At 68.7% G+C, this 26450-nt stretch carries 27 protein-coding genes and 1 tRNA gene; 7 read left to right on the top strand and 21 right to left on the bottom strand.

Going from position 1 to position 26450, the window contains the following annotated elements; translation table 11 throughout:
* Positions 1–16: 16 nt before the first annotated feature.
* The 4 genes from ASC55_RS14220 to serS all read right to left on the bottom strand — a co-directional run bounded on the left by ASC55_RS14220 (position 17) and on the right by serS (position 3581).
* Positions 17–1270, bottom strand: coding sequence for an LCP family protein (locus ASC55_RS14220; protein ID WP_055876867.1), 1254 nt, complete (start codon positions 1268–1270; stop codon positions 17–19).
* A gap of 49 nt (positions 1271–1319) precedes the next feature.
* Positions 1320–1404: transfer RNA gene (locus ASC55_RS14215), tRNA-Ser, on the bottom strand.
* 42 nt (positions 1405–1446) lie between these two features.
* On the bottom strand, positions 1447–2268 hold the full coding sequence (locus ASC55_RS14210; protein WP_055876864.1) for an HAD family hydrolase: 822 nt from the start codon (positions 2266–2268) through the stop codon (positions 1447–1449).
* Positions 2265–3581 carry a serine--tRNA ligase gene (gene serS / locus ASC55_RS14205; protein WP_055876862.1) on the bottom strand — a complete coding sequence of 439 codons (1317 nt, stop codon included), beginning with the start codon at positions 3579–3581 and terminating at the stop codon, positions 2265–2267. The genes ASC55_RS14210 and serS overlap by 4 nt, the downstream gene beginning before the upstream one ends.
* A 109-nt stretch (positions 3582–3690) precedes the next feature.
* Between serS and ASC55_RS14200 the strand changes: the two genes are divergently transcribed.
* Positions 3691–4071 (top strand): YybH family protein, encoded by a 381-nt coding sequence (locus tag ASC55_RS14200; protein WP_055869786.1) that lies wholly within the window; start codon positions 3691–3693, stop codon positions 4069–4071.
* 36 nt (positions 4072–4107) lie between these two features.
* Here the strand turns inward: ASC55_RS14200 and ASC55_RS14195 are convergent, their stop codons facing one another.
* Complete coding sequence (locus ASC55_RS14195) at positions 4108–4638, bottom strand: RNA polymerase sigma factor (protein ID WP_055876859.1); 531 nt, start codon at positions 4636–4638, stop codon at positions 4108–4110.
* Positions 4639–4721: 83 nt separating this feature from the next.
* Between ASC55_RS14195 and ASC55_RS14190 the strand changes: the two genes are divergently transcribed.
* A complete protein-coding gene (locus ASC55_RS14190) occupies positions 4722–5720 on the top strand; it encodes a diacylglycerol/lipid kinase family protein (protein ID WP_055869779.1) in 999 nt (332 codons plus the stop codon).
* Between the two features lie 21 nt (positions 5721–5741).
* Here the strand turns inward: ASC55_RS14190 and ASC55_RS14185 are convergent, their stop codons facing one another.
* The 3 genes from ASC55_RS14185 to ASC55_RS17660 form a co-directional block, all read right to left on the bottom strand.
* A complete protein-coding gene (locus tag ASC55_RS14185; protein WP_055869776.1) occupies positions 5742–6473 on the bottom strand; it encodes a hypothetical protein in 732 nt (243 codons plus the stop codon).
* A gap of 47 nt (positions 6474–6520) precedes the next feature.
* Positions 6521–7981: a cardiolipin synthase gene (gene cls, locus ASC55_RS14180; RefSeq protein ID WP_055876855.1), complete on the bottom strand. Its 1461-nt coding sequence runs from the start codon at positions 7979–7981 to the stop codon at positions 6521–6523.
* Positions 7982–8067: 86 nt separating this feature from the next.
* Positions 8068–8241: a hypothetical protein gene (locus ASC55_RS17660; protein WP_017831493.1), complete on the bottom strand. Its 174-nt coding sequence runs from the start codon at positions 8239–8241 to the stop codon at positions 8068–8070.
* A 112-nt stretch (positions 8242–8353) separates the two neighbouring features.
* Between ASC55_RS17660 and ASC55_RS14175 the strand changes: the two genes are divergently transcribed.
* Positions 8354–9472 carry a DUF4192 family protein gene (locus ASC55_RS14175; protein WP_055871139.1) on the top strand — a complete coding sequence of 373 codons (1119 nt, stop codon included), beginning with the start codon at positions 8354–8356 and terminating at the stop codon, positions 9470–9472.
* A 32-nt stretch (positions 9473–9504) separates the two neighbouring features.
* Here the strand turns inward: ASC55_RS14175 and lysS are convergent, their stop codons facing one another.
* Positions 9505–11037: a lysine--tRNA ligase gene (lysS, locus tag ASC55_RS14170; RefSeq protein WP_055876852.1), complete on the bottom strand. Its 1533-nt coding sequence runs from the start codon at positions 11035–11037 to the stop codon at positions 9505–9507.
* Between the two features lie 80 nt (positions 11038–11117).
* Between lysS and ASC55_RS14165 the strand changes: the two genes are divergently transcribed.
* On the top strand, positions 11118–12995 hold the full coding sequence (locus ASC55_RS14165) for a DUF2207 domain-containing protein (RefSeq protein ID WP_055876849.1): 1878 nt from the start codon (positions 11118–11120) through the stop codon (positions 12993–12995).
* Positions 12996–13044: 49 nt separating this feature from the next.
* On the opposite strand, the gene ASC55_RS14160 is transcribed toward ASC55_RS14165, so the two are convergent.
* The 10 genes from ASC55_RS14160 to hpt form a co-directional block, all read right to left on the bottom strand.
* The gene (locus ASC55_RS14160) at positions 13045–13737 is read right to left on the bottom strand and encodes a DUF2520 domain-containing protein (RefSeq protein ID WP_055876848.1); all 693 of its coding nucleotides are present in this window, start codon (positions 13735–13737) and stop codon (positions 13045–13047) included.
* Positions 13727–15769 carry a PH domain-containing protein gene (locus ASC55_RS17805; protein ID WP_055876844.1) on the bottom strand — a complete coding sequence of 681 codons (2043 nt, stop codon included), beginning with the start codon at positions 15767–15769 and terminating at the stop codon, positions 13727–13729. Before ASC55_RS17805 ends, ASC55_RS14160 begins: the two co-directional genes overlap by 11 nt.
* Positions 15766–16347, bottom strand: a complete 582-nt coding sequence (locus tag ASC55_RS14150; protein WP_055869760.1) for a PH domain-containing protein — start codon at positions 16345–16347, stop codon at positions 15766–15768. Before ASC55_RS14150 ends, ASC55_RS17805 begins: the two co-directional genes overlap by 4 nt.
* Entirely contained in the window at positions 16298–16780 is a 483-nt protein-coding gene (locus tag ASC55_RS14145) for a DUF3180 domain-containing protein (protein WP_055869757.1), read from the bottom strand. Before ASC55_RS14145 ends, ASC55_RS14150 begins: the two co-directional genes overlap by 50 nt.
* Positions 16777–17316, bottom strand: coding sequence for a 2-amino-4-hydroxy-6-hydroxymethyldihydropteridine diphosphokinase (gene folK / locus ASC55_RS14140; protein WP_055876842.1), 540 nt, complete (start codon positions 17314–17316; stop codon positions 16777–16779). Before folK ends, ASC55_RS14145 begins: the two co-directional genes overlap by 4 nt.
* Positions 17313–17708 carry a dihydroneopterin aldolase gene (gene folB, locus ASC55_RS14135; RefSeq protein ID WP_055869756.1) on the bottom strand — a complete coding sequence of 132 codons (396 nt, stop codon included), beginning with the start codon at positions 17706–17708 and terminating at the stop codon, positions 17313–17315. Before folB ends, folK begins: the two co-directional genes overlap by 4 nt.
* Before the next feature lie 32 nt (positions 17709–17740).
* Entirely contained in the window at positions 17741–18550 is an 810-nt protein-coding gene (gene folP / locus ASC55_RS14130; protein ID WP_055876839.1) for a dihydropteroate synthase, read from the bottom strand.
* Positions 18550–19158 carry a GTP cyclohydrolase I gene (folE, locus tag ASC55_RS14125; RefSeq protein ID WP_055869750.1) on the bottom strand — a complete coding sequence of 203 codons (609 nt, stop codon included), beginning with the start codon at positions 19156–19158 and terminating at the stop codon, positions 18550–18552. Before folE ends, folP begins: the two co-directional genes overlap by 1 nt.
* Before the next feature lies 1 nt (position 19159).
* On the bottom strand, positions 19160–21160 hold the full coding sequence (gene ftsH, locus ASC55_RS14120; protein WP_055876837.1) for an ATP-dependent zinc metalloprotease FtsH: 2001 nt from the start codon (positions 21158–21160) through the stop codon (positions 19160–19162).
* A gap of 73 nt (positions 21161–21233) precedes the next feature.
* Positions 21234–21785 carry a hypoxanthine phosphoribosyltransferase gene (gene hpt / locus ASC55_RS14115; protein WP_017831480.1) on the bottom strand — a complete coding sequence of 184 codons (552 nt, stop codon included), beginning with the start codon at positions 21783–21785 and terminating at the stop codon, positions 21234–21236.
* A 132-nt stretch (positions 21786–21917) separates the two neighbouring features.
* On the opposite strand from hpt, the gene ASC55_RS17800 reads away from it, so the two are divergent.
* The gene (locus ASC55_RS17800; protein ID WP_055876833.1) at positions 21918–22514 is read left to right on the top strand and encodes a DUF937 domain-containing protein; all 597 of its coding nucleotides are present in this window, start codon (positions 21918–21920) and stop codon (positions 22512–22514) included.
* Between the two features lie 63 nt (positions 22515–22577).
* On the opposite strand, the gene tilS is transcribed toward ASC55_RS17800, so the two are convergent.
* Complete coding sequence (gene tilS, locus ASC55_RS14105; protein WP_055876829.1) at positions 22578–23570, bottom strand: tRNA lysidine(34) synthetase TilS; 993 nt, start codon at positions 23568–23570, stop codon at positions 22578–22580.
* 76 nt (positions 23571–23646) lie between these two features.
* On the opposite strand from tilS, the gene ASC55_RS14100 reads away from it, so the two are divergent.
* Both ASC55_RS14100 and ASC55_RS14095 read left to right on the top strand, forming a co-directional pair.
* Positions 23647–24312 (top strand): TMEM175 family protein, encoded by a 666-nt coding sequence (locus ASC55_RS14100; RefSeq protein WP_235563389.1) that lies wholly within the window; start codon positions 23647–23649, stop codon positions 24310–24312.
* Between the two features lie 83 nt (positions 24313–24395).
* The gene (locus ASC55_RS14095) at positions 24396–24887 is read left to right on the top strand and encodes an inorganic diphosphatase (protein WP_055869737.1); all 492 of its coding nucleotides are present in this window, start codon (positions 24396–24398) and stop codon (positions 24885–24887) included.
* Between the two features lie 79 nt (positions 24888–24966).
* Here ASC55_RS14095 and ASC55_RS14090 read toward each other — a convergent pair whose 3' ends face one another.
* On the bottom strand, positions 24967–26337 hold the full coding sequence (locus tag ASC55_RS14090; RefSeq protein WP_055869732.1) for a M23 family metallopeptidase: 1371 nt from the start codon (positions 26335–26337) through the stop codon (positions 24967–24969).
* Positions 26338–26450: the final 113 nt, after the last annotated feature.

Raw genomic sequence — 26450 nt, 5'->3', positions numbered from 1 at the left:
ATGTCGCGGCCCGGACTCAGCGGACGTTGCCGTTGGAGCAGGTCTGCTGCGCGGCGGAGTTGCCCTTGATCGAATCGGGCAGAGCCACGACATTGTCGGGGGTCGCTGCCGGATCCGGAGTCGCCGCGGGGTCGGTCGCAGGCTCCTCGACGGGTGCCGTCGGCTCCTGCACGACCACGCCGTCGTTGGTGTTGTTCTCGTGCGTGATCTGCAGCTGCGCGTTCGCCGCGAGCGCCTCCCAGAGCGCCGAGGCGGCGGTGTAGTTGGGGACGACCTTGTTCGGGTTGGCCGAGTCCGTGCCGTTCGGGTACTGCACGAAGACGATGTCCTCGAACGGGACCGACTTGACCGCGAGAGCGATCTGGACCAGCGTCATCGGGTTCGTGAGGGACTCGCTCGGCTCCAGGTTCTGGATCGCGGTGTTCGCGAGCTTCAGCATGACGGGGACGTTGCCGAGCACGTCGCCGCTGATCATCTTGCGGGCGAGGCTCGACATGTACTGCTGCTGGTTCCCGATGCGGCCCAGGTCGCTGCCGTCGCCGACTCCGTGACGCGTGCGCAGGAACTGCAGGGCCTGCAGCCCCTCGATCGTGTGAGTTCCTGCGGCCATGTCGAGGCCCGTGTAGCGGTCCTTGATCGGGTTGGCGAGGCAGACGTCGACGCCGCCGATCGCGTTGGTGATCTCGATCACACCACCGAAGGTGACGCCGGCCGCGAACTGGATCTCCTGGTCGGTGAGTTCGGAGATCGTCTTCACGACGCAGTTCAGGCCGCCGTCGGTGTACGCGGTGTTGAGCGGCTGCTTGCTCATCGCGGAAGTGGCGTTGCCGTTCTTGTCGGTGCAGGCCGGGATCGGGACCATCAGGTCGCGCGGGAAGCTGACGACCGTGATCCGGCGCGGCTCCTGGGAGACGTGCACCAGCAGGTTCACGTCGTTGAGCGAGCCCTCGGAGTCCGCTCCGGAGCATCGCTCGCCGAAGAGGTCCTTGTACTTCTCTTCACAGGTGTCGACCCCGGTGAGCACCATGTTGAAGCCGCCCTCGTACTCGCCGATGTCCGGCGGGATCGGGTCCTGGCCCTCGATCTCGACCGCGTTCGCCGAGACGGTGCTCGAGAGGTCGTAGAAGACGTAGGCGCCGACGCCGAGCCCGCTCACCAGAACCACGGCGAGGCCGATCGCGATGAACTTCAAGAGCTGGCCGACGGTGCCAGGAGTGCCCAGCTGACCGTGGCGCGCGATCGTGTGACGGCGTCGGGTGTTCTGGCTCACTCGGGTCCTTTCGGATTAAGCGCCGGTGCGGGGGCACCGTGCTCAAATGCGGAGGGTGTGGGATTCGAACCCACGAGACATCTCTGCCCACTGGTTTTCAAGACCAGCTCCATCGGCCGCTCGGACAACCCTCCCGACAGACGCTTCTGTCGACCAGGCGTGAGTCTAGCCGAGAACTATTCTCCTGCGCTGACCTGGGCGGGGGCTGGAAGCGTGTCGAGCGCTCGCGCCAGACCACCGTCGACCACGTCTGCGGTGACCTCACCGGCGGCTTCCTTCACCACGTCGGGCGCCTGTCCCATCGCGACGGCGCGGCCACCGAGCGAGCGAGCCCAGCCGAACATCCCGATGTCGTTGCGTCCGTCGCCGGCGACGAGGATGCGTCCCTCGTCGAGGCCCAGCTCGGTGCGCACCTGCTCCAGAGCGGTTCCCTTGTCCACGCCCTGCGGCGCGATGTCCAGCCACGCCGTCCAGCCGATCGCGTACGACACCTCGTTGAGACCGGCGTCCGCCACCAGGCGGTGGAAGTCATCTTCGTCATGGCCGGGCGAGACGACGACGATGCGCGAGACGGGGAGCTCCCCGAGCTCATCGAAGTCGACCTGACGCCCGCCGTCGAGCGTCCAGTCATCGAGCTGCTCGGTGAACAACCGCTGCCCGGAGGCGAGTTCGACCATGTATCTGGCCTCGGGGAGACGCTCTCGCAGCAGGCCGAGGACCGGAGTGGGATCGAACGTCTCCACGTTCCAGCGCTCCCAGTCGTCACCCGAGCGGCGCATCGTCACCGCGCCGTTGGAGCACACCACGTAGTCCGCGGTCAATCCGAGTTCCTCGACGTATCGGCGGGTCGCCATCCAGCTGCGACCGGTCGCGATGGTGACCATGTGCCCGCCGTCGCGAAGCCGGGCGATCGCTTCCGGAACACCGGGGCTCATCGTCTCGTCCTGCAGCAGGATGGTCCCGTCGACGTCGAGGCCGACCAGCCAGGGGCCCGTCATCGAGCGGCCCGCCCGTCGACGAGGGGCTGGATCACGTCGAGGCCGCCGAGGTAGGGGCGCAGGACCTCGGGCACTCGCACGGATCCATCGGCCTGCTGGTGCGTCTCGAGCAGGGCGACGATCCAGCGTGTCGTGGCGAGCGTGCCGTTCAGCGTGGCGACGTGCTGCGTCTTCGCTGCTCCCTGCGTCGCTCCATCCGCCGCATCGACGAGAGGGCGATGACGCACGTCCAGGCGGCGCGCCTGGAAGGTCGTGCAGTTCGACGTCGAGGTGAGCTCGCGGAAGGCGCCCTGCGTCGGCACCCACGCCTCGATGTCGTACTTGCGAGCGGCGCTGGAGCCGAGGTCTCCCGCTGCCACATCGATCACGCGGTACGCGAGACCGAGCGAGGTCAGCATCTCCTCCTGCAGGGCCACGAGGCGCAGGTGCTCGGCTTCGGCCTCCTCCGCAGTCGTGTAGACGAACATCTCCAGCTTGTTGAACTGGTGCACCCGGATGATGCCGCGGGTGTCCTTGCCGTGCGAGCCGGCCTCGCGGCGATAGCAGGTCGACCAGCCGGCGTAGCGGAGGGCACCGTCTGCCAGGTCGACGATCTCGTCCTTGTGATACCCGGCGAGCGCGACCTCGCTGGTGCCGACCAGGTACAGATCATCGTCCTTGTCGAGGTGGTAGACCTCATCGGCGTGCTCGCCGAGGAAGCCGGTGCCCTGCATGATCTCCGGGCGCACGAGCGTCGGGGTGATCAGGGGCACGAATCCGTTCTGAAGCGCCTTGTCGAGCGCGAGGTTCATCAGCGCGATCTCGAGACGTGCGCCGATGCCGCGCAGGAAGTAGAAGCGCGCGCCGGAGACCTTGGCACCGCGTTCCATGTCGATCGCTCCGAGGAGCTCGCCGAGCTCGAGGTGGTCCTTCGGCTCGAAGTCGAACGCCGGGACGTCACCGACGCGGCGCAGTTCGACGAAATCGGTTTCGCCGCCGGCCGGCACGCCGTCGATCACCACGTTCTCGATCCGAGCCAGAGCGGCAGCCGCGGCTTCGGCGGCCTCGTTCGCCGCGTGCTGGGCCTGCTTGACGCGCTCGGCGAGGTCTTTCGCCTGCGCGACCAGCGCAGCCTTCTCCTCTTTCGGAGCCTTCGCGACGAGCTTGCCGAAGGCGTTCTGCTCGGCACGCAGCTCCTCGAACGCGGAGAGCGCGGCCCTGCGCGATCGGTCGGCCTCGAGAGCGACGTCGACGGTGCTCTGGTCGTTTCCACGAGCAGCCTGCGAGCGGCGGACGATCTCCGGATTGTCGCGGAGGAGTGCGAGGTCGATCATCCACCAAGTCTACGGTGAACGCTCCGAGGTGCCGGATGTCACACTCTCGGGCCGGTGTCGTCTTCCTCTGCAGTGGTCGGCACCGCGTCGACCTGTGGAAAGGAATCCCATGAGCATCCGCGTCACCTCCCTCGACCAGCTGAACCTCGCCTTCGCCGATCGCTTCAACGCCCGCGACCTCGACGGGCTGATGGCGCTGAACACCCCGGACGTCGTCTTCGTGCCCGCACCGGGAGCGGCCGTGACGGGCACGGACGCGGTCAGAGGGGCTCTCGAGCAGTTCCTCGGTCTGAACCTGCCGATCTCGATGACGGTCCGTCACGTCTTCGAGAGCGAGGGCACCGGACTCGCGGTCGCCGACTGGACGATCACCGGCACGGGTCCCGACGGATCCGCGATCGACCTCGCCGGCACGACGGCCGATGTCGCGGTGCACGACGACGAGCACGGCTGGCGCTACGTGATCGACAACCCCTTCGGCACGGCCTGAGGCGGCTCGGAGGCCCGGCCCTGTGCCCGGCCTCCGTCAGCCCTCGTCCATCCCGGTGCGTCGGCACTCCCGCAACGCTCTCCGTGCACGCGAGATGCGCTGCCGTGCGGCCGCGGGTTCGATTCCGAGCCGGATCGCCACCTCCTCCGTGGAGAGGCCGTCGACCACGGTGAGCAGCAAGGGCTCCCGGAGCGTCTCCGGGAGCGAGTGGAGGGCGGTGAGCGCGCCGTCGAGGAACACCCGGACCTCCACGGCGGACTCCACGCTCGCCCCCTCGCCCGCGACGTCATCCTCCAGGGCGGCCTCCGGCCGCCGCGCGCGCTGCCGCGCGAGATCGATGGCGACGTTCCTGGCGATGACATCGAGCCAGGCGCACATGCGTCCCGGTTGCGGGGTCTCCAGGTGCGAGACCGAGCGCCATGCCCGCAGGAGCGCGGTCTGGGCCGCGTCCTCCGCGTCGGAGACGGGGACTCCCAGCGAGATGCTGCGCCGCCGAAGCCGATCGGGCTCGGTCTCGATCAGCGCGGAGAGCACGGCCTGCGAATCGCCATGGGAGACATCGCGCATTCGTTCGCTCCCCTCGTCGCGGTCGAGCAGGGTCGCCCTCGCGGATGAGGAGACCCGAGCACTTCCCGGTTTAGAGTAGCGCCATGACCACCAGCGCCCCCGTCCCGCGACAGGCGGCGCTCGTCTACAACCCGATCAAAGTCGACGGCAAGCATCTTCGAGCCCGTGTCCGCGAGCTCTCGCGCGAGGCGGGATGGGAGCATCCGGCCTTCTACCCGACGACCGTGGAGGATGCGGGTCAGCATGCCACGGCACAGGCTCTCGAGCGCGGCGTGGATGTCGTGCTCGTCGCGGGTGGCGACGGCACGGTGCGCGCCGTGTCGGAAGCGATCGCGAACAGCGGTGTGCCGCTGGCGATCCTGCCCAGCGGCACCGGCAACCTGCTCGCCCGCAACCTCGGACTCCCCCTGGGCGACCCGACGGAGATGATCCGCGCAGCGCTCGGTGACTTCCGGCATCCGATCGACATCGGCTGGGCCCGCCTCACGCGACAGGACGGCGAGGAAGCCCGGCATGCCTTCGTGGTGCTGGCCGGCATGGGGCTCGATGCCGACATGATCGCGAATACCCGCTCCGATCTGAAGAGATCGGTGGGGTGGATCGCGTACGTCGATGGCGCCGCCCGTTCCCTGCCGCGCGCGAAGCCCTTCCGCGCCGTCTACCAGGTCGATGAGGGGCGCCTGCACTCGCACCGCGCATACAGCCTGCTCTTCGCGAACTGCGGCACCCTTCCGGCCGGCATCTCCCTGATCCCCGACGCGTCGATCACGGATGCCGCCCTCGACGTCGCCGTCATCCAGCCGACCGGCATCTTCGGCTGGTTCGGGGTGTGGCGGAAGATCTGGTGGGACAACTCCGTGCTGCATCGCTTCCGCGCGGGACGCCGCGTACTCGAGCATCGCGGCAAGAACGCCTCGGTGCACTACTTCCACGGATCAGCAGCAGAAGCCGCGTCAACCGACCCCGTCCCTATCGAGCTCGACGGCGACGAGTTCGGCGAGGCCGTGCGCATCACCTGCTGGGCAGATCCCGGAGCTCTGCTGCTGGCACTGCCCTCCGGTCACCCGGTACACACCCTCTGAGAGCCGAAGGGCGCCTCGGGATCAGCGGACCTCGACCGTGCCGTCGAGAGCTCCGCCGACGAGGGTCAGCGTGAAGGGAGCATCGTCGTCGACCGTGTCCTCACCGAAGGAGAGGATGGTCGCACGCGGCGCCATGTCCATCGTGCAGGCCTGGTCGGCGTCGGTCGCGAACGTCGCCGTCCCCGCGTTTCCCGATCCCTCGAGCGAATCGACGACCGGCGGGCAGGACGAGGAGCCCCAGGTGAGCAGCACGAGACCGCCGTCGTCGAACCAGCCGGCGGAGGGCAGGTACTCGGTCGAGGTGCCCGGCGTCCCCGTCGCGGCCGGGTCAGCGTCGAGGTCCACATCGTCGGTGATGTCTCCGTAGGAGACGTTGAGGGTGATGTCGGCGGTCGGATCCACTCCCTCGGGAAGCGCACCGATGCTCGCGCGCGGCGCGAGGTCGGCCGTGCAGGCCTTCTCGGCGCCATCGCCGTCCGGATCCACGAGCGTGACCGTGACGGTCTGACCCTGGGCCTCGACCGTGTCGACCTGCGGCACACACGTCGACGAGCCCCAGGTGACGACGGCGAACATGCGTCCGTCATCGAGCAGTGTGCCCTCGACATCGTTCTGGTCGTCGACGCCGCCTGCGCTGGGGGCAGGCGAGCTTGTCGGCGTCTGCGCACCCGGCCCAGCGGTGCACCCCGCGACGAGGAGCGCAGCGGCGACGAGACCGATGACGGAGGCGAGAGGACGAAGCGCGAGGGTCATGCTCACAGGGTAGTCCCGGAGAAGTTCGCGCGGATAGCCCGCATCGCCTACTGAAGAGCGGAGGTGAGCCGGGCCAGGTTGTCGAGCACGGTCGAGCGCAGCGGCTGCTGCATCCACTCCTCCAGGGTCAGCTCGCGGCTGAGGGAGCGGTACTTGTCTTCGACCTCGCGCATCTCGGCGACGAACTCCTCGCCGCGCACCAGCATCGAGACCTCGAGGTTCAAGCCGAAGGAGCGCATGTCCATGTTGCTGGAGCCGATGACCGCGACCTCGTCGTCGATCGTCAGCGTCTTGGTGTGCAGGATGTAGGGCTTGCGGTACATCCAGATGCGAACGCCCGCCTTGAGCAGCACCTCGTAGTAGCTGCGCTGAGCGTGATAGACCATCGCCTGGTCGCCCTCTTCCGAGACGAACAGCTCGACGTGCACACCGCGGTCGACGGCTGCCGTGACCGCGAGCAGCAGCGCCTCATCGGGGACGAAGTAGGGGCTGACGATCATGATCTTCTTCTTCGCCGCATAGAGCAGCGCGAGGAAGAGACGGAGGTTGTTCTCGACTTCGAACCCCGGCCCTGACGGCACCACCTGGCAGTCGAGGTCGCCGGAGCCGATGTTCGCGTGGGCGATGTCGATGCCCTCGAGCACCGTGTCGGTCTCGCTGTACCAGTCGGCGACGAAGATCGCGTTCACGCTCAGCACCACCGGGCCGTCGAGACGCACCATCAGGTCGACCCAGTGCAGGCCGCGCCTGATGTTCTTCTTCAGGTTGTAGGTCGAGTCGGTGACGTTCTGCGATCCGAGGAAGGCGATGTTGCCGTCGACGACGAGGAGCTTGCGGTGATTACGCAGATCGGGACGCTGCATCTTGCCCTTGAGCGGCTGCACCGGAAGCATCAGGTGCCAGTCCGCGCCCATCGCATTGAGCCGCGCGATGGTCTGCTTGTAGCGGGGCTTGCCGCGGTTGGCCCAGTGGTCGAGCAGCACGCGCACCTCGACGCCGCGCGCGCGGACCTCTTCGAGAGCACGGAAGAAGTTGTCGGTCGCGGCATCCGACTGCAGGATGTAGAACTCGACGTGCACATACTCCTGCGCCGTGCGGATCGCCTCGGCCATCTCGTCGAGCGACTCCTGGTAGTCGGAGATGAGATGAGCGCCGTTGTCGCCCGAGAGCGGGAGGGCGCCGAGCTTCTGGTTCATCTGCACGATCGGCCCGAACCACGCGGGGGCGTTCGGTCGGAGCGTGCCGAAATGCAGGTGCTCACTGGTCTCGGCGATGTACTCGTTGATCTGGTCCTGCTTGCGCCGGCGTGCCCGCGGGAGACGCGGATTGCCGATCACGAGGAACAGGAAGACACCGACGAACGGGATGAAGAAGACCGCCAGCAGCCACGCCATCGCCGCCGTCGGGCGGCGGTTGCGAGGGATGACGATGATCGCCGTGACACGGATGATGACATCGAGCACCAGCAGGAAGGCGGCGATCCACCATCCCCAGGTCTCCGCAGTCATCGCGCCCCCTTGCCACCGCAGTGACCATCACAGCAGTTGCGCACCAGAGTGGGTGCGCTGGCTTCACAGTAGCCGATGGGTCGGACTCAGGCGCGCGGCGGAAGACCCCGCGCGGCGCGCTCCTCGGCCTCGATCTGCGCGTGCACCTTGCGCTCGGTGCGGTCGAAGCGGAGGATGCCGCGGACCACGAAGAAGAACACGATGCTCACCCCGACGGTCGGCAGAAGCGACCATGCCGCGGCGAGCCAGAAGTTGTCCATCACTCCATGGTACGCGAGCCACTGTTCGTGCACAGTTCCGGGCTCACAGGATCTGTGTCCACAGGCCCCCTTTCGGCACCCACCGGTGCGCACGCTCGACCACACTCTGGGGATGACCACAGTTCTCCGCGCCGCAGATTCCGCCGCCTTCCTCGGCATCGTCCCCACTCTCGCGGGCTTCACGCCTCGTCGGAGCACCGTGCTCCTCCCCTTCCGGGGCACCCGCACTGACGGGGCCATGCGTCTCGACCTCCCCCGCGACGGCACCGACCTCGAGGCCTACGCCGACGCCGCGGTCGGCCTCGTGGCTCGCGTATCCGGGACGGATGCGGTCGCCGTCGTCGTCTACACCGACGAGGAGGCGCACCCCACACGAGACGGCCTCGTCCTCCCGCATGCGGTGATGCTCGACGAGCTCTTGGGATGCGCCGAGGATGCGGGGCTCCGCGTGGTCGATGCCCTCTGCGTGACCCCTTCGGGGTGGTCGAGCTACATCGACGACGAGCCGGAGCTCGGATCGCTGACGCAGATCTGCCATCCGTCCGATCTGCTGCCGACGGGCGATGTCTCCGGAGACCAGAGCGTCGGCGCGGAACTCCCCCCGATCGATCTCGCGGAGAAGGAGCGTGTGGGAAGAGCATCGGTCGAGCTCGCCGCGCTCCTCGACGGGAAAGGACGAGGTCGGCTGACGGCGCGGGAGAATCCGCAGCTCGTCGCCGCGCTCGTCCTGCTCGAAGACGTTCCGGCCTTCTTCGAGTCCGTGCTGGCTGCGCCCGACGGTCTCCCGCCTCTCGCGACGGCCACGCTGCTGTGGTGCTTGGAACGACCTCTGCTGCGCGACGTCGCGATCGCTCAATGGGCGACCGACCTCGCGGGCGGCATCCGCACGCTCGATGCACAGACTGCTTTCGCCGCGTCCGGGGTGATGGTCCCCGACGAGGTGGGCCAGGTGTTCCTCGGACGCGGTCCCACCCCTGACACCGACCGCCTGCGATGCGCGCTGTCTGCGATGCGCGAAGCGGCCGCGAGGGCACCGCGACCCGCGCGACCTGCCCCGCTCACCGTCGCCGCGTGGCTGTCCTGGGCCCTGGGGCGCGCGAGCCACGCGGGCCGATACCTCGATATGGTGCGCGAGATCGACCCCCGCTACCCCCTCGCCGCCCTCCTCGAGACGATGATCGGCGGTGCGATGCTCCCGGAGTGGGCGTTCCGGTCTCGCTCGGCGGAGTGAAGGCGGGGCGGGTGAAGGCGGAACGGATCGAGCTACTTGACCAGGGGGAAGAGGATGGTCTCGCGAATGCCCAGGCCGGTGATGGCCATCAGCAGGCGATCGATTCCCATGCCCATTCCTCCGGACGGCGGCATACCGTGCTCGAGAGCCCGCAGGAACTCCTCGTCGACCGGCATCGCCTCGACATCACCGCGGGCTGCGAGCTTGGCCTGCTCGACGAAGCGCTCGCGCTGGATCACGGGGTCCACGAGCTCGGAGTACCCGGTCGCCAGTTCGAAACCGCGGATGTACAGGTCCCACTTCTCCACGACGCCCGCGATCGAGCGGTGTTCACGGACCAGGGGCGACGTGTCGACGGGGAAGTCCATCACGAACGTCGGGCGAACGAGATCGCCCTTCACGAAGTGCTCCCACAGCTCCTCGACGAGCTTGCCATGGGTGGCTTGCGGCGGCAGGTCGACGTCGTTCTCCTGAGCGAACGCGATCAGGTCTTCGACCGAGTCCTGAGGGGTGACGGTGCGACCCGAGGCGGCGGAGAGCGACTCGTACATCGAGATGCGGTCCCACTCGCCACCCAGCTCGTACTCGGTGCCGTCGGCCCAGGTCACGGTCGTGGACCCGGCGACCGCGATCGCCGCGTTCTGCACGAGCTCCTGCGTGAGCGCGGCCATCTGGTTGTAGTCGCCGTATGCCTGGTAGGCCTCCAGCATCGCGAACTCGGGGCTGTGCGTGGAGTCGGCGCCCTCGTTGCGGAAGTTGCGGTTGATCTCGTAGACGCGCTCGATGCCGCCGACCACCGCGCGCTTCAGGTAGAGCTCCGGCGCGATGCGCAGGTAGAGCTCGGTGTCGAACGCGTTCGAGTGGGTGATGAACGGGCGAGCGGAGGCCCCGCCGTGCTGCACCTGCAGCATGGGGGTCTCCACCTCGAGGTAGTCGTGGCTCGTGAAGGTCGAACGCAGGCTCGCGTTCACGGCGGCCCGGGCGCGCACCGTGTTGCGCGCCTGCTCCCGCACGATCAGGTCGAGGTAGCGGCTGCGCACGCGTCCTTCCTCGCTGAGCTCGGAGTACGCGTTGGGCAGCGGCAGGATCGCCTTGGCCGCGATCGTCCAGTCGTCGGCCATGATCGACAGCTCGCCGCGGCGGCTGGAGATGACCTCGCCGTGCACGAACACGTGGTCACCCAGGTCGACGTACTCCTTCCAGTTCGCCAGCGATTCCTCGCCGACGTTCGCAAGGGAGATCATCGCCTGGATGCGCGATCCGTCACCCGCCTGCAGTGTGGCGAAGCAGAGCTTGCCGGTGTTGCGGCTGAACACCACCCGACCCGCGACCCCGACGATGACGCCGGTCTCGGCGCCCGCCTCGAGCTCGCCGTACTCGGCGCGCAGCGCGGGAATCGTGTGCGTCACGGGCACGCCGACCGGGAACGCCCCGCCGCCCGCGTCCGCCCGCTTCTCGATCAGGCGCTCGCGCTTGGCGAGACGCACGGCCTTCTGTTCGTGGACGTCCTCTTCGAGGGAAGAGTCGGTCGAGGCCGATTCGGGCGCGGCGGACGCGTCAGTCATGTGCGGGGCTCCTTGGAAGTCCCTCCCAGTTTACCGAGGCGGCGTGCCGCTCCTCGGCACGCGCTGGGTAGCCTCGAAGAATGGCCCACACCCGCATCCTCCGCGCGTTCGCCGCCCTCTCGCTCTCGATGGCGGCGGTCCTCGCCCCGGCAGCAGCTCTGGCAGCGCCCGGCGGGTCCGCATCGTCGGTCGCCGCCGCGCCGCATCCGGCCGCTGCGGCAGATGTCGACGACTTCTCCTACAGCTCGTGGGATGCCGTCTACGAGATCGGTCTCGACGACGAGGGCCGTGCTCGCATGCGGGTGACCGAGACCCTGGTCGCCGACTTCCCGGACTTCGACCAGAACCACGGCATCGTCCGCGGACTCGTGACGTCGTACGAGGGGGCGAGCACCGAGACCTCGGTCCTGTCGGTGACCGATGAGAACGGCGCAGACGTGCCGTACGAGACCGACGAGGAAGACGGCCTCCTCTACGTGCTCACGGGCAACGACGATGACTTCGTGCGAGGGCTCACTACCTACGTGATCGAGTACGAGATGCGCGATGTGATCCTCGCGACCGCTCCATCGGCGGGGTCATCCGCTCCCCCGGCCGACGAGTTCTACTGGGATCTGCTCCCCCTCGACAGCACGCAGCCCATCGACCGCTTCCGCGCCGAAGTCGTGTTCGACCCCGCATTGAGCGCGGAGCTCAACGGAGCCACGCGGTGCTACACCGGGCCCTCCGGCTCGACGGACGAGTGCGAGTTGGAAGGCCCGACCACCGACGGCGGTGTCGCGACATTCCGCGTCGAGTCGGGCGCGCGCCCGGCCGGCGACGGCGTGACCGTCGCCATCGGCCTCGACCCCGATGCCGTCGCCCAACCCCTCGCCCGCACTCCGGACCCGGTCGCCGACATCACTCCGATAGTGGCGGCGGTGGGCGCTCTCGGGCTCTCCGTCGGCAGCTGGGCGGCCGTGTCGGCGTTCACGCGCAGACGGCGCGTCGCCACGGGGATCGTGGTCGCCCAGTACGACGTGCCGGATGCGCTGCCGCCGCTGCTCGCCGCCGCTGTGGTTCCCGGCGCCAAGGACGTGATCCCGGCCGAGATCGTGCACCTCGCCGTGCGCGGCGTGCTGCGCATCGAGGAGGGAGGCGAAGACGAAGACCCGCGGCTGCGCCGTCTGCCCGGAGCGCACATCCCCGACCAGTTGGACGTCGACGCCCTCGAAGCGCTGTTCGCCGATGCGGGCACCGACGATGTGGTCGATCTCCCCGCCGCCGACGAAGCCTTCGCCGCTCGCATGACCGCGCTCCAGCACAGCGGAACGACCGCGGCCCGGAACCGCGGACTCACCGAGAAGGTGCGCAGCCGAGGTGCGATGATCCTGCAGTGGTGCGCGATCGGCATCGCGGTCTTCGGCTTGGGGTTCGGGATCTGGAGCGCGGCCAGCGGACGACTGTCGGCGATTCCCGCCCTCGTCGTGATCGCATTCGGCACGTTCCTCGTGCTCCTCTCCAGCCTCTACGCCTTCTCGAAGCACACCGTGCTCACCGCCGAGGGCGCCCGCACATACGAATATCTGCAGGGGGTGAAGGAGTTCATCCGCGTCGCGGACGCCGACCGCCTGCGCATGCTGCAGTCGTACAGCGGGGCTGAGCGAAGAGCCGACGGCACCGCCGACGTCATCCACGTGTACGAGAGGCTCCTCCCCTACGCCATCCTGTTCGGCATGGAGGACGAATGGGGCGATGTGCTCGAGAAGGCATATACGACGGCCCAGCGCGGAGCATACTGGATCGGCGATCCCGCATCGTTCGCGCTTCGGGCGCAGCTCGCCACGTTCGTGGCCTCGTCCCACTCGGCCGCGACGTATTCGGCCGCCTCTTCGGGCACGTCGTCGAGCGCCGGCGGATCGTTCGGCGGCGGCTTCTCCGGAGGGGGCGGCGGCGGAGGGTTCTCCGGCGGACGCTGAGCCCATCTTCCGCGACCGGGCGTGCGACGCGGGTCGAGAGGAGGAGCTCTCAGATCAGCGGCGGCGCGTCGGAGGCTTCGCGCAGCGCCCGCTCGACGGTCGACTGCACCAGTGCCGAGAGATAGCCGCCCGGGTTCTCGACGCCGATCTCCCGCAGCCGTGCGGTCGACTGTCCGATGATCGAGCGTGAGAACTCGGTCGCCGTCGCGATGGCATCCGCGTATGCCGCGCGATCGGTCTCGGCGATCACGACGGGCTCGCACCCCATCTCCACCGCGAGTGCCTGAGCGATCGGCAGCACGGCGGCTGGAGCCGTCACCGCGGCGAACCCGGCCTGGAGCTGTCGAAGGTCGATCGAGGTCCCGGTGAAGGTGATCGCAGGATGCACGGCGAGGGGGATCGCTCCGCGCTCGGCCGCTGGGCGGAGCACCTCGATGCCGTACGCAGGATCGGTGTGGAGCACGAGCTGACCGACCTGCCAGCCTCCCACCTCGGCGATGCCCGCCACCAACGAGGGCAGCTGCTCGGAGGGGACGGCGATGACCACGAGTTCTGCTCGACGGACCACCTCCAGGGCCTCGAGCACCGGCACATCAGGGAGCACCGCGGAGGCACGTTCGTCGTCGGATCCACTGGTGATCCCGATCACGGCATGCCCCGCGCCTCCGAGCGCCGCACCGACGACCGGCCCGACGCGCCCTGCGCCGATGATGCCGACGCCGAGGCGACCGTCACGCGTCATCGTCGCTCCTCCTCCGCCGCCGCAGCGGGGGTGCGGGAGGGGTGTCCGACGCAGCCGGGGGTGCGACCGGAGGTGCCGGTAGAGGCGTCACCTGCGGCGCGGCCGGGGGCGCCGCAGGAGCACTCGCGGGAGGTGCAGGCGGCGGAGTCACCGGAGGCATGACCGGGGGCGCAGGAGGAGCTACCGGGGGCGCAGGAGGCGTCATGGGAGCACCCGCGGGCGGCCCGACCGGCGGTGCAGCCGGAAGAACCGGAGGAGCAGACGGAAGAACCGGCGGCGCAGGCGGAGCCGTCTGCACGGGGACGGGGAAGACCGGCGGCGGGCCGGTGTAGGCGGGCGGGGCCGCAGGAGCGGCCACCGTTGCCGCATCGGTGTGCGCGCTCCACCGGTGAGTGGTGTCGCGCGAGGCCGCCTCGGCGGCAGCGAGGCTGACCTCGTCGATCAGCGCCAGCGCGTCCGCCCGCTCGAACCCCGAGAGGTATCCGGTGATGGGACCGGGCACGGTGTGCACCTGCGCGCCGGAGACCCGCTGTGCCCGATCGATCGGTCCCTGGCTGAGGGAGACGCCCTGCAGGCGTGCCAGCGGGAACACCGCGAGCTTGCGCCACACGTTCCCGCGGCGCAGCAGCAGACCGAAGTCGGCGACCAGGTAGCCATGACGCTTCCAGGAGAACGGACGCCGCCACCGCGCGCGCCGCGCCATCGTGCGATAGGTGTCGCCGTCTGCGGGGCCGACGATGCCCTGTTCCCAGAGGAACGGGATGCTCTCCGCCGGCACGTCGGGCAGCACCAGAGCGAGCACTCGCTCGACGTCAGCGCGCTTGCCGACCGGCAGCACCACGTTGAACTGCTGCCCGCTCCCGGACGACTGCTGAGCGGCGCTCTTGCCGCTCATCCGGTTGATCTTGATCGTCCACCAGCCGAACGGGCGCCACAGCAGCGACTGCGAGACCTCCACCGCGAAGATGCGTCCGGGCGGAAGGGTCTCGGTCACGGTCGTGAGAAGACCGTAGGTGATCCGCACACCGTCCGGGGTCGGCGCGATCGAGTAGCGGAGGGACTTCGAGATCTGCGCCCAGGTGATACCGACCACGGCGATGACCATGGGCACACCCATGCCGAGGCCCATCCCGAGGATCACGATGCCGCCGTCGGTGACGCCGTCGGCCAGCATGCCGATCAGCGCACTGCCCATCGCGACCGCGAAGATCGCTCCGAAGAACACGAACCAGAGCAGGCCCGAGATCAGTTGCGATCCCACGAGCCGGCCGGTCGGGATCTTGACGACGCTCTCCGGGACCACGTCGGCGAGATCGACACCGGAGATGAGATCGTTCACCCCCGCGTTCATCGATCCGACCAGCTGCGCCCGAGCGGACGCCGGTGCGGCCGCTGCCGCGCCCGGGTTCCGTGCGGCATCGCGCGCCGCGCGTGCCCCGGAAGCCAGGCGCAGGATGTCGGCGCGCACGGCCTCGGCCCGCGGCGTCGCAAGGTACTCGAGCTCGACGTTCGCGTCGTTGCCGGCGCCGACGACCTCGAGCTTGGCGAGTCCGATGATACGAGCGGGGAACGGACGGGTCAGGTTGACGCCCTGCACGCGGTCGAGGGGCGCGCGGCGGTGCGAACGGAAGATGATGCCCTTGCGGACCTCGACATGGTCTCCGGTGATCCGGAACTGCTGGAAGCGCCAGACGAACCAGAAGATCAGCACCAGCACGACCACGAGCCCCAGCACGCCGAGCAGCGCGACGAGGATCAGGTTGTTCGAGAGCACCCAGTCGACGGGGTCGGCGCCGCCGTAGTCGCCGTAGTGCGCCTCTTCGGGCGTGAACAGCGCCACGGCCCAGGCGATGAGCCGGTCCCGCATGTTCGCGATGACGATACCCGCGATGATGATCAGCGCCAGCCCGCCCTTGAAGAGCGGGGTGAGCGGGTGCATCCGGTGCCACTCGCCGTTCGCGAGCGTCTCGGAGGCCTCCCCGCCGACGGGTGCCTGAGCGCTCGGCGCGAGAGGGGGCTGCTGCTCGCTCACAGGCCTGTCCGGCGAGTCTCGGCGACGTGGATGAGCGTGTCGCGCAGCGCCTCGGCCGCCTCTTGGGTGAGGCCCGGGATCTGCACACCGGTCGTGGCCGCGGCCGTGACCATCTTGAGCTGGGCGATGCCGAACGCGCGATCGAGCGGCCCCTGAGTGATGTCGACCAACTGCATGCGGCCGTAAGGCACGGCGATCATGCGCTGCCAGAGGATCCCCTTGCGGAAGACGATATCGTCGGCGCGGAGCATGTAGCCGATCGCCTTCGCCTGCCGCGGGAGGATGATGAGCGCGAACACGGTGATGAGCAGCATGATCCCGGCGGGGATCCACACCCACTGCTGGTGCAGCACGATGTTCAGCACGACGGCGGCGACGACGACGAGCACGATGAAGATCACGTTCTGCAGGATCTGCGAGACGACGTAGCGCGGCGAGATCTGGTGCCACGTGCCGTCGAGTTCGAGGCGGGCCTCGTTGCGTGCCGTGCGCAGCTGCGTGTACGTCCCCCGGTCGAGGGCGTCGAGGTCAGTGCCCTCCGCCGAGTTCAGGGGCGCGGTCTCTGGGTTCTGAGTCATCAGGATCCTTCGGCAGGGTGCAGAACTGTTCGGCGACGAGCGCGGCGATCACGAGGACGATCGCACTTCCGATCAGGGCCAGCATGGCCACAGTCGACCCTACCTGCGGAACCACGGGACGCGACACGAGGAAGACGAGCAACCCGCCTCCGAATCCCGCCATGATGGCGCCGAGCAGGCTCGACGCCCGGGCGAGCGTGGCTGCCCTGAGCGCACGGAACGGATCGATGCGGATACCCGATCGCACGCTCCGGCGCACCGGCCAGGCGACGCCGAGGGATGCCGCGGCGATCAACAGCAGGAGCACCGGGAGCAGCAGCGACGGAGTGAAGGTGATGCGGCCCGACGCAGTCAGCAGGTGATCGAGCAGGAAGCCGCCGGCACCGGAGAGCAGCGCGAGGACGACGAGCACGCCTGCAGAGGTGCGTCTCATCCCTCGCCCCGGGCGCGCAGCTCGGCTGCGAGGTCGGCGACTCTGCCCCGACCGGGCAGCACCGCGTCCTGGTCGAGGTCCAACCAGGGATCGAGCACGAAGAGCCGCTCAGCGGCCCGAGGGTGCGGCAGCTGCAGACGCGGTTCGTCGGAGAGCACGCCGTCATACGCGATGAGGTCGAGATCGAGGGTGCGGTCGCCCCAGCGCTCACGGCGCTCCCGGCCGTTCTCGTCCTCGATGGCGTGCAGCATCCCGAGAAGGATCTCGGGTGCGAGGCGCGTGGTGACCAGCGCCACGGCATTGACGTATCCGGGCGCTTCGGGGTCGGGGCCGTCGAGACGGAGGGCCACGGTCTCGAACAGTCGGGAGAGGCGCACCTCACTCACCAGCGGCAGCCGGGCGATCCTCTCGGCTGCCGCCCTGATCGTGCCGTGACGATCCCCGAGGTTCGCGCCGAGCGCGACGACCGCGGTGGTCTCCGGGCGTCCGGGGCGAGGCCCCGGCATGTCGGGCGGGTTCGTGAGGTTGCGGCTCATGCGGTCGTGTCCTCCATCGCGTCGGTCGTGCGGCGGCGAGTGATGGTGACCGCCACATCGGCGAAGTTCAGCGGGATCGGCGCGTGCGGCTTGTGCACGGTCACGACGACCTCCTGCACCCGCCGGTCCTCGAGACCCACGGCGGCGATGCGCTCGGCGAGCGTCTCGATCAGATTCACCGGTTCACCGGCCACCACGGCGGCGACCTTCTCGGCCAGCTCTCCGTAGTGCACCGTGTCCGTCACCTCGTCCGAGTCTGCGGCCTTCGCGAGCGACAGCCGCAGACGCAGATCGATCGTGAAGTCCTGTCCGTCCCGGCGCTCGTGGTCGAAGACGCCGTGACGACCGAACACGGTCAGACCGGTGAGGACGATCTCGTCGAGGGACTGCATGCCTCTAGCGTACGGGGCCGCCCCGATACGCCTCAGCCTTCCCAGGCGTGCGCGATCGCGAGCGCATCACGCGTGGATGCCACGTCGTGCACACGCACGGCCCAGACTCCTGCCCTGACCGCGAGAGCGCTGGTGACGGCGGTCGCGAGATCGCGCCGAGACTCCGACACCTCTTCGTCGGGGCCGGTCTCGTGACGCAGCACCTCGGCGAGGAAACGCTTGCGCGAGGTGCCGATGAGCACGCGAGGCCCCAGTGCGACGATCTCGTCGAGTCCCCGCAGCACGTCCCAGTTCTGCCCACCTGCCTTCGCGAACCCGATGCCGGGGTCGACGATGAGGCGCGACGGGGCGATTCCGGAGGCCGCGGCCTCGCCGATGCGCTCCTGCAGTTCGCCGGCGACCTCACGCGCGACCCTCCGGTACTCGGCTTTCGCGTACATGTCGGCCGAGAAGCCACGCCAGTGCCCGATCGCGAAGTCGGCCCCGGACTCCGCGACGGCCGCACGCATGTCGGGGTCGGCGAGCCCTCCGGAGACGTCGTTCACGATCCTGGCGCCGGCCCGCACGGCCGCGGCCGCGGTCGAGGCGCTGAGCGTGTCGACGCTGACCGGCACTCCTGCGGCGGCGAGCTGCTCGATCACGGGGATGACGCGCTGCTGCTCGACCGTGTCGCCGACGCGGTCGGCACCGGGTCTGGTCGACTCTCCGCCGACGTCGAGCACTGCTGCACCCTCGGCCCGCAGCCGCAGTGCATGGGCGACCGCGCGATCGACGTCGAGATAGCGCCCGCCGTCGCTGAAGGAGTCGGGTGTGACGTTGACGATGCCCCAGATGCCGGTCATCAGCGCGCCGTCGCCCCGAGGGGGACGGACGCGCCGATCAGCGTGATCAGCTCCGCCCTGGCGACGGCGTCCGTGTACTCGCCGCGCGCCGCGATCGTGAGGGTCGATGCCTCGGTCTGCCGGCCGCCGCGCATCGTCACGCACCCGTGCGAGGCATCGAGCACGACCAGCACGCCCCGGGTGTCGAGGTGCTCCGCGATGGTGTCGGCGATCTGCTCGCCGAGGCGCTCCTGCACCTGGGGGCGAGCCGCGAGGATCTCGACGACACGCACGAGCGCTCCGAGCCCCACGACCTGCTCGCCGGGGAGGTAGGCGATGTGCGCATGCCCGGCGAACGGCAGCAGGTGATGCTCGCAGACGGAACGGAAGCGGATGTCGCGCAGCAGCACAGCACCGGAGGGCAGGGTGTCGGGTGCGGGACCGCGCGAGACGCTGATGGTGCGCGCGAGCGGCTCGGCCGGATCTTCGCCGACGCCCGAGAAGAACTCGGAATACAGCTCTGCCATGCGCGACGGGGTCTGCTTCAGCCCCGGTCGGTCCGGGTCCTCGCCGATCGCCTCGAGCAGCTCTCTCGTGAGCCGTTCGACACGCTGCCTGTCTACTGTCACGTCACGCCGTCGCGGGCCGCGGGTTCCCGGCTCCCGCCGAACCCTGCTGCGTGCGCGGCGCGCTGGCCGGAGCCTCGACGGATGCCGCGAGCGAGACATCCTTCTTCGGCACCTCGATCGGAGGGCGCTCGGACACCGGGCGTCTTTCGCTCGAGAGCCACAGCGGGCGCTCGGGGAGCTTCTTGATCTCGGTGAAGATCTCCGCGATCTGGTTGTGGTCGAGGGTCTCCTCCTCGAGCAGCGCGAGGGCGAGCTTGTCGAGGATGTCGCGGTTCGCGCTGATGACCTCGTACGCCTCGTTGTGGGCCTGTTCGATGAGCGCGCGGACCTGGGTGTCGACCCGCTCGGCGATCGTCTCGGAGTACTCACGGCCTCGACCCATGTCGCGGCCGGCGAAGGGCTCGCCGCCTTCCGTCCCCAGCTTCACAGGACCGAGTTCGGCGGTCATGCCGTACTCGATGACCATCTTGCGGGCGATCGAGGTGGCCTTCTCGATGTCGTTCGAGGCCCCGGTGGTCGGATCGTGGAACACGATCTCCTCCGCGACGCGGCCACCCATCGCGTAAGTCAACTGGTCCTGGAGCTCGTTGCGGGTGACGGAGTACTTGTCGTCCAGCGGCAGCACCATCGTGTAGCCGAGGGCCTTGCCGCGGGGCAGGATCGTGATCTTGGTCACGGGGTCGGTGTAGTTCATCGCAGCGGCGGCGAGCGCGTGACCGCCCTCGTGGTACGCCGTGATCAGCTTCTCCTTGTCCCGCATCACGCGGGTGCGGCGCTGCGGGCCGGCGATCACACGGTCGATGGCCTCGTCGAGGGCACGGTTGTCGACCAGTTGCGCGTTCGAGCGCGCGGTGAGCAGAGCGGCTTCGTTGAGCACGTTCGCGAGGTCGGCACCCGTGAATCCGGGGGTCTTGCGGGCGACGACCTCGAGGTCGACGCTCTTCGCCAGAGGCTTGCCCTTGCTGTGCACCTCGAGGATCTTCTGACGGCCTTTGAGGTCGGGCGCGTCGACGCCGATCTGACGGTCGAAGCGACCGGGGCGCAGCAGTGCGGGGTCGAGGATGTCCGGGCGGTTGGTCGCCGCGATCACGATGACGTTCGCGTTCGGGTCGAAGCCGTCCATCTCCACCAGCATCTGGTTGAGGGTCTGCTCGCGCTCGTCGTTGCCGCCGCCCATGCCGGCGCCACGGTGACGACCGACGGCGTCGATCTCATCGATGAAGATGATGGCCGGCGCGTTCTCCTTGGCCTGGCCGAAGAGGTCGCGCACGCGCGAGGCACCGACGCCGACGAACATCTCGACGAAGTCGGAACCGGAGATCGAGTAGAAGGGGGCTCCGGCCTCGCCGGCGACGGCGCGGGCGAGGAGCGTCTTGCCGGTTCCGGGAGGGCCGTACAGCAGCACGCCCTTCGGGATGCGGGCTCCGATGGCCTGGAACTTCGCGGGGTCCTGGAGGAATTCCTTGATCTCATGGAGCTCTTCGATGGCCTCGTCGGCACCGGCCACGTCGGCGAAGGTGACGGTGGGGGTCTCCTTGTTGACGAGCTTGGCCTTGGACTTGCCGAACTGCATGACCTTGCCGCCACCGCCCTGCATCGACGACAGCAGCCACCAGAACAGCAGACCCAGCAGCACGAGGGGAAGGAGGAGCGAGAGGAAGCCGTCGAACCAGGTCGCGCGCGGGACGGCGTCGTTGAAGCCGTCCTTCGGAGCCGCCTCGTTGATCGCGGTGACCACCTCGTCGGCGCGCGCGTCGACGTAGTAGAACTGCACGTTCTCCGAGCCCTGGAACGGCTTGGAGAGCGTCATGTCCACGCGCTGATCGCCGTCGGTGTTCACGACCTCGGTGACCGTGGTGCCGGAGAGGAGCTTGAGCCCCTCCTGCGTCGTGATCTGCTTGGGCGCGCCCAGATTCGAGATCAGCAGGAAACCGCCGAACAGGAGCACGCCGATCAGCGCGACGTAGATCAGCGGATTCCGGGTGAGCTTCTTCACATCCATGATCGGATCAGCGTATCGCGCGCGCCCTAGGGGGCCGCTGTGCGTTCACCCACGGCGTAGCGTGGCGCCGGCGTCAGCTGTAGACGTGCGGCGCGAGCACCGCGACATCGCGCAGGTTGCGGTAACGCTCGTCGTAGTCGAGGCCGTATCCGACGACGAAATCGGTGGGGATGTCGAAGCCCACGTACTTGCAGTCGATGACGACCTTCGCGGCCTCGGGCTTGCGCAGGAGCGCCAGCACCTCGATCGACTCGGCTCCGCGGGATCCGAAGTTCTCCAGCAGCCAGCTGAGGGTCAGGCCGGAGTCGATGATGTCCTCGACGATCAGGACGTGCTTGCCGTTGAGGTCGGTGTCGAGGTCCTTGCGGATCTGCACCACGCCGCTCGACTTGGTGCTCGCTCCGTAGCTCGAGACCGCCATCCAGTCCATCGGTGCGTGGAACGGCAGCGCCCGCGCGAAGTCGGCCATGACCATGACGGCGCCTTTGAGCACCCCGACGAGGACGAGGTCCTTGCCCTCGTAATCCTCGGCGACCTGCGCCGCGAGCTGGTCGAGCTTGGCGAGGATCTCCTCCTCTGTGACGAGGATCTGTGCAAGGTCGTCCTGGATCTCCGCGGCGCGCATGGATCGATTTTAGGCGACGTGATCGGATGCTCGGTCCCAGGTTCGTCGATCGGGGAGGCATCTCCCCCTCGCGTGGCATCCGCACTACTGTGAGCGGTGATGTGGGCGGACGCCCCGACGGAAGGATTCACCATGGCTCTTGACGACATCCTCACGCAGGTGCCGATCGACGACATCGCCGAGAAGCTGGGCGTCTCGCGCGACGAGGCCAAGGTCGCGGTCGAGCAGGGCGGCGCGGTGCTGCTGGGCGGGCTCGCCAAGAACGCGCAGACGGATGAGGGCTCCGCCGCCATCCGGAACGCGCTCAAGAAGCACGAGGGCAGCTCCAGTGCCTCGAAGGTCGACGACATCGATCAGGCGGACGGCGGCAAGATCGTCGCGCACATCCTCGGATCGAAGGAGAAGGAGGTCACGAAGGAGCTCACGGAGTCGAAGGCGACCCCCGGCATCGACTTCGGCAAGCTCCTTCCGATCCTGGCCCCCATCGTGATGGGCCTCATCGCCAACGCGAACAAGGACAAGACGGCGAAGGCCGATGCCGGAGCCGAGAGCTCCGGTGGCATCGGCGACCTCATCGGCGGCCTGCTCGGCGGCAACGACAAGGGCGGCGCGTCGGGTGGCATCGGCGACGTGATCGGCGGGCTTCTCGGTGGCGGCAACAGCGGTGGCTCCGGCGGCGGCATCGACCTCGGTGGGATCCTCGGCGGCCTCCTCGGCGGAAAGAAGTAAGACCTCACTCCACCCATCCGGCCGTCGGGTACGGACGCGGAGAGCGTTCGAGACGAGACGCGCTCAGCGGCCGGATGCGGTGAAGACGATGCGCCCGCCGTGACGAACGGCCGAGCACCCTGGCAGGTCGATCGGTCCCTGACCGCTCCAGTCGGTCACCAGTCGCGCGACCTCGACGGTCTGCGTCCTCGTGAGGCTGACCCCGAACTCGCTGTCGACGACGAGACGGATGATGCGGTTGCGCAGCGCCGCAGGGTTGGCGGCGAGCGCTGCCACGCTCACCGAGATTCCCGCCTCTGCGTGTTCGACGATGTCTTCGATCGTCTCCTGGATCATCTCGTCGAACGCCTCGGCGTCTTCCCGCAGCTGCTCGGCCGTGCGCACGAGGGCCTCGGCGATGCCAGGGCCGAGCTCGGCCTCGAGAACAGGGAGCACGCGCTCGCGCACCCGGACCCTCGCGTAGCGGTCGTCGAGGTTGTGCGGGTCGTCCCAGGGGTCGAGCGCGGACGCCGCGCAGAATGCCCTCGTCGTCTCCCGCCGCACACCGAGCAGCGGTCGCACCCACCGCACGCCGTCGTCGTCTTCCCGCACCGGGGCCATCCCCTGCAGACTCGCGGCGCCGGATCCGCGGGCGAGTCCGAGGAGCACCGTCTCGGCCTGGTCATCGAGGGTGTGGCCGAGCAGCACCGCTGCGGCGCGCACATCTGCGGCCGCATCGCGCAGCACCCCGTAGCGAGCATCGCGGGCGGCAGCCTCGGGGCCGCCCTCCCCCGCGACGTCGACGCGCACGATGAGGGGGTCGAGGCCGAGCTCGGCGCCGGTGCGCGCTGCGCGAGCGGCGACCTCTGCGGAGTCGTCCTGCAGACCATGATCGACGGTCAATGACGCCGCGCGGAGCCCGAGTCTCGAGGCCTCGAAGGCGGTGGCTGCGGCGAGCGCGAGTGAGTCCGCTCCACCGGACAGCGCGACGATGACCGTCGATCCCTCGGGGAGCGCGGCGAGCGCGGTGCGCACGGCCAGGCGGATCTCGGCGATGGCGGGAGGAAGTGACGGCACGATTCCACGCTAGGGCAATCCTCCGATCTGCGTGCCCGCCGCCGTGCGCAGCGGCGTCCGGGGCTATCCTGACGCCGTGACCGACAACACGCGTGCACTCCCCTTCCGGACCGAGAGATTCAAGGCGTTCGTCGACGCCGTCGTCGCTATCGCGATGACGCTGCTCATCCTCCCGCTGATGGAGTCGGTCTCCGAGGCCGCGTCCGGTCACATGAGCACGGCCGAGTTCCTGAACGAGCATTCGGGTCAGCTGCTCAGCTTCGGGCTGAGTTTCCTTCTCATCGCGACCTTCTGGATGGGGCATCACCGCCAGTACCGCGATGTGGAGTGGATCACGGGACCGCTGCTGTGGATCAACGTCGCCTGGATGGCGACGATCGTCTGGCTGCCGGTTCCCACGGCGATGATCGGACAGATGGACACCGACGCTCTGCAGGCCGTGGTCTACATCGGAACGCTGATCATGACGCAGGTGACCACCCTCGCCGGCTGGCTCTACCTGGCGCGTCATCGCGAGCTCAGCACCGTGTCGACCCAGACCATCCGTCTGGGGGCTATCGGCGACCTCGCCGCCATCGTCCTCTTCGGCGCGGCCCTCATCATCGCGGTCGCAGCCTCTCCGAACGGGTACTACGGGCTCCTCCTGCTGCTTCTGAGCGATCCGATGAGCCGTGTGCTGAATCGTCTGTTCCGGAGTCGGTCGCACGAAGACGGTGCCCCACCCGTCGACGCAGGATCCTGAACGATCACGGCCTCCGAGCGTGCGAGTGCCGCAGGTAGGCTAGTCCGCGGCATCCAACCGAACTTTTCCTGAGGAGCACACGCATGGGCGCACACGACGCCGTCATCGAGATCCCGCGCGGCAGCCGCGTGAAGTACGAGGTCGACCACGAGACCGGACGAGTGCACCTCGACCGCGTGCTCTACACGACCTTCGGCTACCCGGCCGACTACGGCTACTTCGACAACACCCTCGGCGAGGACGGCGACCCGCTCGACGTGCTGGTGCTGCTCGACCACGCGATCTACCCCGGCGTCGTCGTCGAGGTGCGTCCGGTGGCCGTGCTGAAGATGAGCGACGAGGCCGGCGGGGACGACAAGCTCGTCGCCGTGCTCTCGAAGGACCCGCGCTGGGCGCACATCCAGGACATCGACGACATCGCCGAGTACACGAAGAAGGAGATCGCGCACTTCTTCGAGCACTACAAGGACCTCGAGCCCAACAAGTGGGTCAAGGTCGACGAGTGGGGTGACGCCGCCGAGGCGCAGCGCATCCTCGACGAGGCGATCGTCCGTTTCGGCGAGCAGGGCCACTGATCCCGCCGCACGCATGAAGAAGACCCCCGGTACCGCTCAGCGGCCGGGGGTCTTTCTTCGTGTCAGGAGTGGTCGACGCTCAGGCGGGTACTCCGCGATCGCCGAGGAAGGCCACGGGGTTCACGGGTCGGCCGCCGACGTACACCTCGAAGTGCAGGTGGCAGCCGAACGAGCGACCGGTGTTGCCCGCGTAGGCGATGAGCTGACCGGAGTTGACCCACTGCCCCGAGCGGACGAGGATGCCGCCGTCGCGGATGTGGGCGTAACCGGTGCCGACGCCACCACCGTGCTGGATGCGGATGTAGTTGCCGTACCCGTCGTTCGGGCCGGCGTAGTCGACGGTGCCGGAGTTTGCGGCGTAGATCGCCGAGCCGCAGCCGTTGGCGAAGTCCGTGCCGTAGTGGAACGAGGAGGAGCAGCCCTTCGGACCGCACTGCACGGAGCGAGGACCGTATCCGGAGCTCTTTCCTCCGCCGTGCGGACGGCACCAGCCACCCGAGCCCTGGCTTCCGCCTCCGCCGCCTCCGCCGCCACCGGCAGCGGCTGCTGCCGCGGCCGCTGCACGCTCGGCGGCCTCGCGTTCGCGACGTGCCTTCGCCTCTGCCTCGACGCCTGCCTGGTATCCGGCGACCGTCTGGGTCGTCGCATCCTTGAGGGCTGCGAGCTGAGCCTGCATCGTGGCCAGGTTCGCCGACTGCTCGTCCAGGGCTGCCTGCGCCGCATCCGCAGCCTGCTGCGCCGCGACCATCTTCTCTTCGGCGACCTTCTGCAGCCGGTCGCGCTCGTTGCGAGCGACGACCGCCTGGTCGCTGAGGGACTGCGCGGAGTTGCGCGCCGCGACGGCCTTGTCGTAGACGGACTGGTTGTATTCGAGGAGCTTGTCCATCGTGCCGAGGCGCGCGAGCAGCTCATCGGCGTTGTTCGCCGAGCCGGCGAAGAACAGTTCCATCGACGTGTCGTCGCCGCCGTTGCGGTAGAGCTGCGCGGCGACCTGCCCTGCCTTGCGGGCGGAGCTGTCGGCAACCGCAGCCTGCTCGTCGGCCTTCGCCTGCATGGAGTCGGCTTCGGTGGCCGCAGCGAAGTAGGCCTGCTGAGCGTCATAGAACTCCGCCGACGCGACCTTCGCGGCTTCCTGAGTCTCGGCGACCTTCTGCGTGAGCGACTGGATCAGTCCCTCGATGCGCGAGACCTCGGCAGCCTTCGCCGCCTCGTTGTTCTTCGCGCGCTGCACATCGTCCCAGCTCGGGTACGTGGCGGCATAGGCCGCCGACACACCGTTGGTGATGCCGAAGGCGCTGAGCGCGACGACACCGAGCGCGCCGATGCCGAGGGCACCGCGACGGCTGATGCCCATCTTGCCGAAAGCACGGCGTTCTGTCGGAGTGGGCGCGCAGCCGCAGTCCTCGGACGCCGCAGCAACTGCAGCATCCAGCGTGATCTTGTCGTTCACACGGCCCCTTCCGCCGGTTTCACAGTTGCCACACTAACAACAACTTTCACATCCGCACCAGGGGGCATCACGGCGATCCCGCCCCCTCCCGACACCTCGATCGTCCCCCGGGA

Origin of the sequence: Microbacterium sp. Root322 (genome assembly GCF_001425645.1) — a bacterium.
Taxonomy (GTDB): Bacteria; Actinomycetota; Actinomycetes; order Actinomycetales; family Microbacteriaceae; genus Microbacterium; species Microbacterium maritypicum.
The sequence above is the reverse complement of the archived record's forward strand: the minus strand, read 5'-3'. Positions and strand labels throughout refer to the sequence as shown.